This window comes from Ruegeria atlantica (assembly GCF_013032455.1).
Taxonomy (GTDB): domain Bacteria; phylum Pseudomonadota; class Alphaproteobacteria; order Rhodobacterales; family Rhodobacteraceae; genus Ruegeria; species Ruegeria atlantica_B.
On the sequence record NZ_WQCF01000025.1, the window covers coordinates 1 to 12,507 of the forward strand.

Below are 12,507 nucleotides of genomic sequence, written 5' to 3' on the forward strand. Positions count from 1 at the left end.
ATTGGCGATCAGGATCTTGGTGAAGTCGGTCATATCAGGTCCCGGTCTTTGTGGTCCAACTCCGACTCGGTCACAAGACAAACCCAAATTGCCGGGGCGCGCGAAGGTGCATCGGTAGACGAAGGGGAGTTACTTTCATAGCCCGACCCAGGTGGTGGGCACTCGGGTCGGGCAACCATGAACTCAGGGAGAAAGGGAGTGTGGTTCATGGTCAGGCTTTTCAATTGAGAATGTCAGCCATGTGCTTTCAGAATTCTGCGCGCTTTTTCAGCAATTGGGCGGTCGATCATACGACCATCAACTTGAACAGCAGCACCTTCTGCATTGGAGTCCGCTTCCACAACGCGTCTTGCCCAATCCAGCGTTTCTGGAGATGGAGAAAACCCTGTTTGAATAACGGGAATTTGACGCGGATGAATAGCCAGCTTGCCTCCGAACCCAAGTCCAGCAGCATAGGTACAATCGTCGGCAAGAACGGTGGGATCGGAAAAATCAGTCGTTACCCCGTCCAACGGTGCGGGTAAGTCTGCTACGCGGGATCTCAGTACGATTTCCGATCGAGCATGAGCCAGCGCCTCATGGTTATCACTGCAATTCAAGTCCAAAGCGTAGTCGATCGATCCAAAAGCAATTTGCAGCAAGCTTTTGGCCCCGGAAATCTCGGACAGATGTGCCAAACCAACGGCAGTTTCTACCAGCGCCAATACGGGAAACTCATCGCCGAGCCGGGAAGCTACATGCTCAAGATCGTTTGAACATTCTGTCTTAGGCAACATGATTCCAGAGAACGCAGCATTCTGAGCCAACTCCAAATCGTTTTCAAACCATGTTGTGCTGCGCGAGTTGACGCGCAAGAAAATGGGGACAGGAAGATCGAATGCCGCCGTAGCCAAACCGTTACGAGCTTTGTCCTTGTCCTGGGGCGGTACGGCATCCTCGAGGTCTACGATGATCGCGTCAGCACCGCTTGCTGCGGCTTTGGCGATTCTATCAACCCTTGTAGCCGGCACGAATAGCGGTGCAATCAGTGGGCGAAAGGCTACCATGTTGCAGACCCCGTCATTGTTTCCGAGCCATTTTCTCCAATGACTGACATGCTGAATTCGTTCTCTTTCGTGCGGGTAAGTCCCAATTTTAACGTTTGGGCTCCTGTCGCAGGTGCAACGCCCCGAAACGAGAATTTCTTGGGCATGCAGCCCATTGATCTTGCTGCGAAGTTCAACAGGAGCGTTGCCTGCAACGGGCCATGGACAACGAGGTCTGGGTAATGCTCCACACCGGTCGCATACGGGAGATCGTAGTGAATTCTGTGTGCATTGAAGGTCATTGCCGAGTACCGAAACAAACGTACCGTATCAACGTCGATTTCAGTCTGATGATCGAACACCTTTTCGCAGTACTTCGGTTCGGGGCGTGCTGTTGATCCGTCAGGAGCCGCGCGATAGACGATGTTTTGGTCTTCGCGGATGGCTACACCGCGTTCTGAGGCATACTCATGTGCGACCGTTACAAAGCACATTTGTCCGGTTTTACCTGTCTTCCAGTCTATGCTCTTAATCTTGGAGGACTTATTAACCACATCTCCCACGCGCAGTTCTGACAAAAACTCGACGCTTCCGCTTGCCCACATTCGGCGTGGTAGGGGGACGGGAGGCAAGAAACCACCTTTCGCAGGGTGCCCATCCGGACCTAAGTCATTAGGCATTGCAGTGGGAGGTGAAAGACACCAGTGAAGTCCTGCTGGTGCCCCCTCAACCTCTGCCATCACATCCCCAAAAGTGGCGGCAAAACAGGCATTCATTCTTGGCGTGACAATATCTGCCGGAACCTTTTCGGTCCGGCCGATCCAGGCGGACAAATCAACCATTTGATTCATGATGCTGCCTCAACCGAATTCTCTTCGGATAGTTTCTGTATGTGCGCCGAGTCCCGGCACGGGTCTCGTGCTGAATTCCTGTGAACGCCCTGCTGGCCTGGGCATCGTCACAGTTTCACCGCAGGGCAAAGAAACAGATGTGCGGCGTAACGCGGGGTGATCTGGCAGGTCAGTTAGTTCGGTGTAACGGCCAAAGGCAACACCTGCAGCTTCCAGCCGTTCAACGGCAACCGAAACTTCCAAACTTGCGAATTTAGGTTCCAGCTCGGCATCCAATGTATCCCGGTTGGTCACGCGATCCGCATTGGTTTGAAATTCGCTCCGTTCAAGAAGTTCAGGGGCTTCAACGACTCCCTCGCACAACCGTTTCCACTCGGCATTGTTTTGGACAGCCACGATGATGGCACCGTCTGAACACTCAAAGGGCCTGTAGGGGTAAATGGACGCGTGCGAAAGACCATATCGCCTTGTCACTTTGCCGCCATGCTCATAGTGCAGAAGTGGCACCGCCATCCAGTCAGCAATGCCGTCGAACATAGATATTTCGATGTGTTGACCGCGACCCGTTTTCTCACGCTGGATCAGAGCTTCCAAAACTGCAGCGTGCGCATTCATGCCGGTTGCGATGTCGGCTGCAGATACACCAATCTTCACCGGAGTATCAGCTGTTCCAGTCACGGCGCACAAACCGCTTTCCGCCTGCACAAGCATGTCATAGGCCCGCATGTCTGCATAAGGTGTGTCTTGCCCATAGCCCAAAATGGAGACAGCGATCAGTTGGGGAAAGTCCCGCTCCAGCTCTTCCGGCGAGAGCCCCATTCGACTCATTGCGCCGGGAACCAGATTTTGCACAAAGACGTCTGCTTTTTGCAGCATGGCGCGCAGTACGGTCAGATCTGCTGGGTCTTTCAGGTTCAGAACAGCGCTTTCTTTTCCTCGGTTTAGCCACGCGAAATAAGCCGAGGTGCCTTTGACGGCTGAATCGTAGTTGCGCGCCGTTTCACCGCCATCACGTTCGATTTTGATGACCCGCGCTCCTGCATCCGCCAATCGCACAGTGCACATTGGCGCGGCCACCGCTTGTTCGATGGCCACCACCAGAAGCCCGTCCAGGGCACCCATCAGAACGACCTCGGCATGCCAAGCACGTGCTCGCCAATATACGACAAAATCAAGTTGGTCGAAATCGGCGCCACCTGATACAAGCGCGTCTCCCGGAACTTGCGTTCGACGTCATATTCATTGGCAAACCCGAAGCCGCCATGGAATTGCAGGCAGGCATTTGCCGCTTCCCACGAAGCTTTGGCCGCTAGATATTTGGCCATGTTAGCCTCGGCGCCACAGGGTGCGCCGGCGTCATACAGTTCGCACGCTTTGTAGCGCATCAGATTGGCTGCTTCGACTTCAATGAAAGCTTCGGCTATCGGGAACTGCACGCCCTGATTTTGCCCAATCGGACGGCCAAAAACTGTGCGCTCGCTGACATATTCAGTGACTTTATCTGTGAACCAGTAGCCGTCACCGATACACTCAGCTGCGATCAGAGTCCTCTCGGCATTGAGGCCGGTCATAATGTATTTGAACCCTTTGCCTTCTTCGCCAATCAGATTTTCCTCGGGAATTTCCAGATTGTCGAAGAACAGTTCATTGGTTTCGTGGTTAACCATGTTCGGGATCGGCTGCACCTTCATACCCGAATTCATCGCTTCCTTGATGTCGACCAGGAAAATCGACAGGCCTTCGGACTTCTTTTTGACTTCGGCCAGAGGGGTCGTGCGGGCCAACAGAATCATAAAGTCCGAGTGCTGAATACGGCTGATCCAGACTTTCTGGCCGTTGACGACGTATTTGTCGCCCTTCTTGACAGCAGTCGTTTTGATTTTGGTCGTATCGGTACCGGTGGTGGGTTCCGTGACGCCCATGGACTGAATGCGAAGTTTGCCTTCGGCGATCAGCGGCAGGTATTTTTGCCGCTGCTCTTCCGAGCCGTGACGAACCAATGTGTTCATGTTGTACATTTGGCCGTGGCAGGCTCCGGAATTGCCGCCGGCGCGGTTGATCTCTTCCATGATGACGCTGGCTTCGGTCAAACCAAGGCCCGAGCCTCCATATTCTTCGGGGATCAACGCTGCCATCCAACCCTCGCGGGTTAGCGCATCTACGAAAGCTTCGGGGTAAGCCCGATCTTCGTCAACCTTACGGTGATATTCGGCGGGAAATTGAGCACAAAGCGCGCGTACGCCATCGCGGATGTCGGAATAGGTTTCGGTCTCGGCGGACATCGGATTCTCCATGAATAGGCTTGCCGATGTGCTATTTGTTCCGCAGGGATAACGCTAGAATAATGCTTTGTGATCAGAAATGCCGAAATTGAATACCTGCCCTCATTCGAGGTCATCGGAGGTTACTTTCGGCAAATTGCCGGCCCAGGCACCCCGGTTAACCAATTCCTGGATTGTGTTCTGAAGAATTTGACCGGCAAATTTTGCAAGGCGAGGCGTTGGACGATCCGATGGGAACGACATCATGATGCGCCTCACTGGTACAGGCGCATAAAGCGGGGCATGGGACAAGCGTTGTTCCGAAATCTCGTCGTGAATCGGGGCAAGCGGTAGTATGGTATATCCTTGGCTCGCTTTGACGAGGTTTTTGAGAGTTGAGTAGCTATCAGCTTCGACGCTAATCTTCAAATGTACCCCGGCTTCTGATGCGCAGTCTTCCACAATTTTCCGTAAACCGTGCCCACTGCTTGGCAGCAGGAGTCTCCGGTCCGCCAGCTCTTCGAATTTAATTGGATCAGCTTCGCTAAGATCTGCGTCTCGCGGACCTATTAAGTGAAGCACTTCTTCAAGCAAATGGATGGATCTCAAAGAACGAGACGGTCTAGTTTCGAATAGGATCGCGACATCCACCTGCCCTCGATGAAGCCAATCAAGCAAATACCCCGAATAGGCGCTTACAATCCGCAACGTAGCCTCTGGGTGGCTCGCACGGAACGCAGATACCAAAGGAATGGAAAGGATGTCAGCTACAGTCGGTGGCATGCCGATGGAGACGTGGCCGCGTAAAGGAGCGTCTTCGTCCGCAACACTTGCGCGAATTTCTTCTAATTCACTCATGATACGCTGAGCATGGCGCAAGACTTCCTGACCAGCTTCCGTCACGACCATACCTCGCCCATGCCTATTAAACAGGCGTACACCCAGCTCTTCCTCTAGAAGACGAACCTGCCTGCTCAAAGCGGGCTGAGCGATATGCAATCTGTCAGCCGCTTTCGACAAGCTGCCCAGTTCAGCGACGTGAATGACGGTGCGAAGTTGAGAAACATCCATCGCCATACAATATGGGTATATCTGATCAATAAAAAGGGTCGATGTTATTGTGAAATTAAAAAACTAAATACGCTTCAAGCTCAGTTCAGGAGGAATCGCCGTGAAAGTGGCTCAAGAAGCAAGCGTGGCTGAAATCGGCCAGCAACCAAGCGATTTTGGGCAGGAATGGCCCGAGGCGCTTTATGATACTCTCAAATCAGCAAATGTGCGGCACATGTCATATGTTCCTGATGCTGGTCACTCAACATTGATCCGACTTTTCGAAGCGGATGCCGACGCGACGTCGAACGTCCTAACAACTGAAGAGGAAGGTATAGCTGTTGCCACCGGTGCCTGGCTTGGCGGTACACGCAGTGTCCTGTTGATGCAATCGTCGGGTGTCGGGAACTGCATCAATATGCTTTCACTGCCGATCCAAACGCGGACGCCGCTCTTGATGTTGGTGACTATGCGCGGGGAATGGAACGAGTTCAATCCGTGGCAGGTGCCAATGGGTCAGGCTACGCAGGCGTCCCTAGAAGCAATTGGTGTGACAGTGTTTCGTGCAGAAACCGGACATGATCTTGTCGAGATTGTCGAGCAGGCCGCAACCATGGCTTATGAGGCCGATCAGCAGATCGCTGTCCTGATCGGCCAGCGTCTTTTGGGCAAAAAGAAATGGTAAACCAGATGAGCAACGAAACTATCGAGCGGCGCGAAGCCGTAGCCAAACTTCTCGCTGAGCGCGATGGGGCCCTTGTGGTGACCGGTCTGGGATCGCCGAGCTACGATGTGCACTCGGCTGGGGACAGAGACGACAACTATTACCTTTGGGGGGCAATGGGCGGTGCAGCGCTCACGGGACTTGGGCTTGCGCAGGCGCAACCTGACAAACGTGTGATGGTCATTACCGGCGATGGCGAAATGCTGATGGCGTTCGGTGCTTTGGCCACTATTTCTGTCGCAAAACCGAAGAACCTCGACATTATCGTGTTGGACAACCAGCACTTCGGCGAAACGGGTATGCAGGAAAGTCATACGGGTCGTGGTATCGACTTTTCGGCAATTGCTGCTGCAAGCGGCTTCGAACGCACCAGAGTACTGCGGACTATGAAGGGTGTTAACGCTTTGGCTGAGGAATTGAAAATCCCGGCAAACGGTCCACGCCTTTTTGTCTTGAAAATCACGGCGGAAAACTTGCCTCGCTCGTTGCCTCCGCGCGATGCGACATTCGTAAAGAACCGCTTTCGCGCCCACCTAGGCCTTGCAACCTGCTGATTGGGGACACGGGAATGATTACGTTCCAAAACACCGTAAATGGACAGTTGACCGCTGGAAGTGAAAGCTTTGAGAGCTTTGACCCGTTCACCGGAAAACCTTGGGCGCTCATTCCTGCCGATGGCCCAGCTGAAGTAGATACAGCGGTGGCCGCAGCCAAGGCGGCCTTCAAATCTCCGGCATGGCGTGGGTTGACGGCCACAGCACGCGGAAAACTTCTGGTTCGTTTCGCAGATGTTTTGGCCGAAAACGCCGATCGTTTGGCGGCAATTGAAACCCGTGATAATGGCAAGCTGCTTTCAGAAATGACGGCGCAGTTGCGCTATTTGCCCGAATGGTATCGGTATTTCGGCGGACTTATCGACAAAATCGAAGGTGCCGTCCTTCCGGTCGATAAGGCGAACATGTTCGCTTACACAAGGAGAGAACCATTAGGCGTTATTGCCGCAATCGCACCCTGGAACTCTCCCCTCATGTTGTTGACGTGGAAGCTGGCACCTCTTTTGGCGGCGGGTAATACCGTCGTTATCAAACCTTCCGAACATACATCGGCATCGACGCTGGAATTCGTCAAGCTCTTTGAGGAGGCCGGTTTCCCACCTGGTGTGGTCAACACCGTGACCGGAATGCCGATGGAAGTCGGTGCTCCTTTGGTTTCTCACCCGGATGTCGCAAAAATTGCCTTTACCGGCGGCGAACCGGGTGGAATCGCTGTCTATAAGGCAGCGGCTGAACAATTGAAAACCGTAACACTAGAGCTGGGTGGAAAATCGGCAAATATCATCTTTGATGATGCCGATGTGGAAAATGCCGTTAAGGGCGCGATCTCGGGCATCTTTGCCGCCTCTGGTCAGACTTGTATTGCTGGGTCACGTTTACTGGTACACCGCAATGTCCATGACCAAGTGGTCGAGGGGCTGGTAGCTCTGGCAAAAACCGCCCAGATTGGCAATCCAGCGCAAACAAATACACAAGTTGGTCCGATCACGACGCTTCAGCAAAGGGGTAAAGTCCTCGATTATATGAAGATTGCTCGCGACGAAGGCGCAGAAGCCGTTCTGGGAGGTGGAAAACCGACAACTCCGGAATTGGCGGATGGCTGGTTCGTCGAACCCACGATCTTCACCGGTGTGAACAACAAAATGCGTATCGCACGCGAAGAAGTGTTCGGCCCGATTCTGTCGGTCATTCCCTTTGATGACGAGGACGAGGCATTTGAGATCGCCAATGACAGCCCCTACGGATTGGCGGCTGGTATCTGGACACAGAACATTGGGCGCGCCATTCGAGGTGCAGAAGCAATGGAAGCCGGAACGGTCTGGGTGAACACTTATCGGGCCGTTAGCTACATGGCACCTTTCGGGGGCTATAAACGAAGTGGTGTTGGACGGGAGAGCGGTCAGGAGGCGATCAATGCCTATCTTCAGACCAAAACCGTCTGGATTGATGCCCTTGGAGAGACCGCCAACCCCTTTATCATCCGGTAGGCTTTAATGAACAAAAAGACAGCAGAACATGTGGTCATTGTCGGCGGAGCAATCCTTGGATCGTTTTGCGCTTGGTCGTTAAGGGATCAAGGCTTTTCCGGTCAGATCACAGTTGTTGAAAAAGACTCAAGCTATCGATATTGCTCGACCGCTCTTTCAGCGGCTTGCATTCGCCTACAGTTTGCCACGCCGCTCAACATTCAGATGAGTTTGTACGGCGTGGAGTTTTTGCGCGACGTCAAATCGCGTTTGGGACAGGACGCTGAAATCGACTATGTTGAAGACGGCTACCTGATCCTGGGAAGCGAAAAATCTATCGAGCAGAGACGAGCACTAATTGAGCTGCAGCGCGCTCAGGGAGCAGACATCGTAGAACTGAACCCTGCGGAGATCGCAAACCGCTATCCGATGCTGGATCTGGATGGCGTTGGAATTGGTGCCTACGGACAATCAGGTGAAGGATGGTTCGACGCGTATTCTTTGATGACTAGCGCGCGAAAGGCGGCCAGGGCTTCTGACGTCACTTACATTGAAGCCGAGGTCAACTCGTTTGACACAACTTCCGAAGGCGTCACTGGAGTAGTTCTGGCTGATGGACGAACATTGGACTGCGATTGGTGCATACTGGCTGCAGGTGCATGGTCCGGTGGGCTGATACACAACATCGGCATTGAGTTGCCGGTGGTTCCCAGAAAGCGGACGGTTTTCAGTTTCAAGTCCCCAGTCGAAGGCATTGGCATGCCAATGATTGTCGACACGTCGGGATTCTGGTTACGCCCTGAAGGACATGAATTCATCGGAGGTATCTATCCGGATCCTACCGAAGATTTCGACGCGCACGATGACTTTGAGCCGCATCATCACTTGCTGGAAAGTGAATTTTGGCCAGCTTTGGCCACCCGGGTTCCTGCAATGGAAGAAATGCGGCTGCTGAGCAGTTGGGCGGGTCACTATGAGATTAACACTCTCGATCATAACGCTGTCATCGGTCCTCACTCTGACCTGAAGAATCTTATTTTTGCCACCGGGTTTTCTGGCCATGGTGTGATGCATGCTCCCGCAGCAGGGCGTGGGGTCGCGGAATGGATCACGACAGGCCAGTATCAATCGCTCGATCTGTCTCCGCTAGGATGGGATCGGATCGCAAACAATCGCCCGCTTGTGGAAAGCGTGGTCATCTGACCGCACAATCAGGCTATGTACATGGAGAGTACAATGAAATTTGATGGGAAAGTCGCAATTGTAACCGGCGCGGCCCGGGGTATTGGTCGAGCTTGTGTCGAGCGCCTTCTCGCTGACGGAGCCAAAGTGGTTCTGGCCGATGTCGACACTGACCGGCTGGCTGAAACCATGGAGGAAATCGCCGCACCCGAACGGACTCTATCCGTCCAGACGGATGTCGCCAGCAAAGACCAGGTCGATGCCCTAGTAGAAGCTGCTGTTGACCGGTTCGGGCGGTTGGACATCATGGTCAACAACGCTGGCATTGCGCCTATTATGGATTTTCTCGACGTTACCGAAGATATCTATGATCGCGTGATGGACGTGAATCTGAAGGGCGCTTTTCTTGGAACACAGGCTGCGGCCCGGCAGATGATCGCCCAAGGTGAGGGGGGTGTAGTTGTCAATATGTCCTCGATCAACTCCGGCCTTGCCAACCCAAGCGTTGCAACCTACGCGATTTCGAAAGGCGGTATGAACCAGGTCACCACAACGGCGGCTGTCGCTTTTGCGCCTCATAACATTCGGGTTGTCGGTGTTGGACCAGGCACCATCATGTCCGAAATGATCCAGGGCGCTTTTATATCGGATGCGGGCAATCACGCAATTCTGTCGCGCACACCGATCGGTCGATATGGCAAACCAGAGGAAATCGCCTCGGTCGTTTCGTTTCTTGCCAGCGATGACGCCTCTTACATCACGGGCGAAACCATCTACCCGGACGGCGGTCGCCGTGTGCTGAACTACGTGGTCCCCGTGAAGGATCAATAAGCGGCCAAAGGCTTGGAGGGTGGTATGCAAATTGACCTGAATTCAGATCTTGGGGAAGGTTTTGGCCCCTGGGGCATGGGCGACGATGAAACCATGTTGGGGCTGGTTGACAGCGCCAACATTGCCTGTGGTGGTCACGCCAGCGATCCTGAGACCATGTATGCCACTCTGAAATTAGCGGCCGAACAGGGCGTTGTTGTTGGAGCGCATCCCGGTTTCAACGACCGCGAAGGCTTTGGTAGGCGCGTTATTCCTATGCAGCCCGGGGAAATCGGGCGCATGGTCGCCGCTCAGGTCGGCGCATTGATGGCTATCGCCAAGCAAGTGCCTGTTCAGGTTCAGTATGTTAAACCTCACGGGGCTCTTGGCAATCTGGCAGCACGGGACAAGGAGGTCGCGCGTGCGATAGCCGAGGCTGTTCGAAATATCGACACCGAATTGGGCATTTTGGCTATTTCCGGCACCTGCCTGGAACATGCGGCTAAAGCAATCGGCCTCTCTACCTATTCCGAGATTTTTGCTGATCGCGGATACCTGAGCACAGGCCAACTTGTTCCACGCGGGCAGGCCGGTGCCATGATCCATGACACAGATGAAGCCGTAAAGCGCCTGATTTCCTTCCTGAAAACCGGCGTGATGCCTGTTGTTGATGGCGACCCGATAAAGTTGGAGGCCCATTCGATATGTGTTCATGGCGACAGCGCCGGTGCCGTCGCAATGGCGCGTGGGATTCGCGATCAACTTAGCGCCGAAGGTGTGGAGTTCTCCGCATTCGCAACACGATGATGGGGCAGGAACTGATATTCTACCCCGTGGCGGATCACGCGCTTTTAGTGCAAATCGATCCTGAAGCAGGGGATATTCAGAACAGAGTGTGGCAACTGGATCAGGCGATCGCTGCGAATCCACCTTTGGGGGTGCGTGAAACTGTTCCTGCCCTGGTCAATCTGCTTGTCGAGTTTGATCCACTGATTACCGATCACAAAGAACTTGAGACCGCTATATCCGAGCTTGCGGAGGCCGATGCTTCTCCGCTCGAAGAAGGTAGGTTGCACGAGGTTCTTGTGTGTTATGACGCCGAGCTTGCACCTGACTTAGAAGCGGTAGCTCAGGCAACAGGCATGAGTTGTGACGCGGTGATCAACATGCACCTGTCCGGCGAATACCAGGTTGGAATGTACGGATTTGCACCAGGGTATGCTTATTTGTCCGGCGTTCCCGAACCCCTGCAACTCCCCCGCAAACCAGCAGCGGTTCGAGATATTGCTGCAGGAAGTGTTCTGATCGCAGGGCCTCAGTGTCTGGTGACGACGTTGACCATGCCAACTGGCTGGTCGATTATCGGGCGCTCTCCTACTGAGATTTTGCGCAATGACCCGAACGACGCCTTTTTGTTTGACGTAAGGGATCGTGTTCAGTTCAAACGCATCGATCGAGCCACATTTGAAAAGCAGAACATAGGGGCGGTATTATGATTGATGCTACTTTGCGCATCGGTTTCGCCGGACCTTTGGTCACCTATCAAGACGCTGGACGCCCGGGTCATATGCGTTTCGGCGTTTCGGCCTCCGGTCCAATGGACCCTCTGGCTCACGCCGCCGCCAACGCAGCCTTGGGTAATCCGGATGATGCCACGACCGTGGAAATTTCCATGGGAGGGCTGTCGTTGGAATGTATATCCGGTGTTCTCTCCTTGGCCATAACCGGGGCAGATTTCACCGTTGAACGGGCGGGAGAGAAATCCAAAGCATGGAACGTCTTTTCGCTTGAGCAGGGTGAGAAGCTGACCGTGCGAGGGGGGAAAACCGGAAGTTGGGCATATCTTGCATTTGCGGGCAACGTTGAGGCCCCGGAGTGGCTCGGCAAGAGTGCGACGCATTCCACATCCGGATTTGGCGGTGGCCAGTTGGTCGCCGGTGAGAAAATCCATGTGTCAGACGCGCGCCTTCGAGAAGACAGGCACGGAGAAATTGAGCGCCCCAGCTTTTTAGGTACAGACAACACAGTGCGTGTCGTTATGGGGCCGCAGGATCGCTACTTTACAGACAGCGCCAAACGTGAGTTCCAAAGCGAACCGTTCACTTTAACCAGCGCCTTTGATCGCATGGGTGTGCGTCTTTCCGGTCCAAAGCTCGATCTTGCAGGTGCGTTGTCCATCCCGTCTGAACCTATCTCTCGCGGCGCAATTCAGGTTTCAGGAGACGGAGTGCCTACGGTTCTTCTAGCCGACCACCAGACCACTGGCGGTTATCCTAAGATTGCAACGGTAATATCCGCAGACATCGGTAAGCTGAGCCAGTTGCGAGCAGGCGACCAGGTGCGGTTTGTTCCCATTGCAGCACCAGATGCTGTACAGATTGTCCGCGATACTGCGGCTGCGCGCGAAATCTACCTTGCGGCTATCTCAGAACCAAAGGGTACTCTTGAACAACGTCTGATGGCTAACAACCTGATCAGCGGTGCCGTGTCAGGCGATGAAGAAATTGAAAAGTCCTAGGCTTATGAAGGAAACGCAAAATGAAGGTACTCGTGCCTGTCAAACGCGTGATTGACTACAATGTGA

At 53.8% G+C, this 12,507-nt stretch carries 13 protein-coding genes; 8 read left to right on the top strand and 5 right to left on the bottom strand.

Features of this window, described 5'->3' with window-relative positions:
- Positions 1-233: 233 nt before the first annotated feature.
- From GOW93_RS20375 to GOW93_RS20395, 5 genes are all read right to left on the bottom strand, one after another.
- Positions 234-1,046 carry an HpcH/HpaI aldolase/citrate lyase family protein gene (locus tag GOW93_RS20375; protein WP_170388172.1) on the bottom strand — a complete coding sequence of 271 codons (813 nt, stop codon included), beginning with the start codon at positions 1,044-1,046 and terminating at the stop codon, positions 234-236.
- Positions 1,040-1,876: an FAS1-like dehydratase domain-containing protein gene (locus GOW93_RS20380; RefSeq protein ID WP_170388173.1), complete on the bottom strand. Its 837-nt coding sequence runs from the start codon at positions 1,874-1,876 to the stop codon at positions 1,040-1,042. The genes GOW93_RS20375 and GOW93_RS20380 overlap by 7 nt, the downstream gene beginning before the upstream one ends.
- 9 nt (positions 1,877-1,885) lie before the next feature.
- Positions 1,886-2,998 (bottom strand): CaiB/BaiF CoA transferase family protein, encoded by a 1,113-nt coding sequence (locus tag GOW93_RS20385; protein ID WP_170388175.1) that lies wholly within the window; start codon positions 2,996-2,998, stop codon positions 1,886-1,888.
- The gene (locus GOW93_RS20390) at positions 2,998-4,158 is read right to left on the bottom strand and encodes an acyl-CoA dehydrogenase family protein (protein WP_170388177.1); all 1,161 of its coding nucleotides are present in this window, start codon (positions 4,156-4,158) and stop codon (positions 2,998-3,000) included. The genes GOW93_RS20385 and GOW93_RS20390 overlap by 1 nt, the downstream gene beginning before the upstream one ends.
- Positions 4,159-4,260: 102 nt before the next feature.
- Positions 4,261-5,214: a LysR substrate-binding domain-containing protein gene (locus GOW93_RS20395; protein WP_217354822.1), complete on the bottom strand. Its 954-nt coding sequence runs from the start codon at positions 5,212-5,214 to the stop codon at positions 4,261-4,263.
- Positions 5,215-5,308: 94 nt separating this feature from the next.
- On the opposite strand from GOW93_RS20395, the gene GOW93_RS20400 reads away from it, so the two are divergent.
- Genes GOW93_RS20400 through GOW93_RS20435 form a run of 8 tightly spaced genes read left to right on the top strand, consistent with a single transcriptional unit; the run spans position 5,309 to position 12,441 of the window.
- On the top strand, positions 5,309-5,872 hold the full coding sequence (locus tag GOW93_RS20400; protein ID WP_217354823.1) for a thiamine pyrophosphate-binding protein: 564 nt from the start codon (positions 5,309-5,311) through the stop codon (positions 5,870-5,872).
- Positions 5,873-5,877: 5 nt separating this feature from the next.
- Entirely contained in the window at positions 5,878-6,465 is a 588-nt protein-coding gene (locus GOW93_RS20405) for a thiamine pyrophosphate-dependent enzyme (protein ID WP_170388178.1), read from the top strand.
- 14 nt (positions 6,466-6,479) lie between these two features.
- Positions 6,480-7,952, top strand: coding sequence for an aldehyde dehydrogenase (locus GOW93_RS20410; protein ID WP_170388180.1), 1,473 nt, complete (start codon positions 6,480-6,482; stop codon positions 7,950-7,952).
- A gap of 6 nt (positions 7,953-7,958) precedes the next feature.
- Entirely contained in the window at positions 7,959-9,134 is a 1,176-nt protein-coding gene (locus tag GOW93_RS20415; RefSeq protein ID WP_170388182.1) for an NAD(P)/FAD-dependent oxidoreductase, read from the top strand.
- 33 nt (positions 9,135-9,167) lie between these two features.
- On the top strand, positions 9,168-9,944 hold the full coding sequence (locus tag GOW93_RS20420; RefSeq protein ID WP_170388184.1) for an SDR family NAD(P)-dependent oxidoreductase: 777 nt from the start codon (positions 9,168-9,170) through the stop codon (positions 9,942-9,944).
- A 24-nt stretch (positions 9,945-9,968) separates the two neighbouring features.
- Entirely contained in the window at positions 9,969-10,730 is a 762-nt protein-coding gene (locus GOW93_RS20425) for a LamB/YcsF family protein (protein ID WP_170388186.1), read from the top strand.
- A complete protein-coding gene (locus tag GOW93_RS20430; protein ID WP_170388188.1) occupies positions 10,730-11,419 on the top strand; it encodes a 5-oxoprolinase subunit B family protein in 690 nt (229 codons plus the stop codon). Before GOW93_RS20425 ends, GOW93_RS20430 begins: the two co-directional genes overlap by 1 nt.
- On the top strand, positions 11,416-12,441 hold the full coding sequence (locus GOW93_RS20435; RefSeq protein WP_170388189.1) for a biotin-dependent carboxyltransferase family protein: 1,026 nt from the start codon (positions 11,416-11,418) through the stop codon (positions 12,439-12,441). Before GOW93_RS20430 ends, GOW93_RS20435 begins: the two co-directional genes overlap by 4 nt.
- Positions 12,442-12,507 lie beyond the last annotated feature (66 nt).

Bases quoted from the DNA above. Each gene is read 5' to 3' on its own strand.
- GOW93_RS20405 (WP_170388178.1), top strand. From the start codon at position 5,878: ATGAGCAACGAAACTATCGAGCGGCGCGAAGCCGTAGCCAAACTTCTC.
- GOW93_RS20420 (WP_170388184.1), top strand. From the start codon at position 9,168: ATGAAATTTGATGGGAAAGTCGCAATTGTAACCGGCGCGGCCCGGGGT.
- GOW93_RS20390 (WP_170388177.1), bottom strand. From the start codon at position 4,158: ATGTCCGCCGAGACCGAAACCTATTCCGACATCCGCGATGGCGTACGC.
- GOW93_RS20415 (WP_170388182.1), top strand. From the start codon at position 7,959: ATGAACAAAAAGACAGCAGAACATGTGGTCATTGTCGGCGGAGCAATC.
- GOW93_RS20425 (WP_170388186.1), top strand. From the start codon at position 9,969: ATGCAAATTGACCTGAATTCAGATCTTGGGGAAGGTTTTGGCCCCTGG.
- GOW93_RS20395 (WP_217354822.1), bottom strand. From the start codon at position 5,214: ATGGCGATGGATGTTTCTCAACTTCGCACCGTCATTCACGTCGCTGAA.
- GOW93_RS20430 (WP_170388188.1), top strand. From the start codon at position 10,730: ATGGGGCAGGAACTGATATTCTACCCCGTGGCGGATCACGCGCTTTTA.
- GOW93_RS20410 (WP_170388180.1), top strand. From the start codon at position 6,480: ATGATTACGTTCCAAAACACCGTAAATGGACAGTTGACCGCTGGAAGT.
- GOW93_RS20375 (WP_170388172.1), bottom strand. From the start codon at position 1,046: ATGGTAGCCTTTCGCCCACTGATTGCACCGCTATTCGTGCCGGCTACA.
- GOW93_RS20380 (WP_170388173.1), bottom strand. From the start codon at position 1,876: ATGAATCAAATGGTTGATTTGTCCGCCTGGATCGGCCGGACCGAAAAG.
- GOW93_RS20385 (WP_170388175.1), bottom strand. From the start codon at position 2,998: ATGGGTGCCCTGGACGGGCTTCTGGTGGTGGCCATCGAACAAGCGGTG.
- GOW93_RS20435 (WP_170388189.1), top strand. From the start codon at position 11,416: ATGATTGATGCTACTTTGCGCATCGGTTTCGCCGGACCTTTGGTCACC.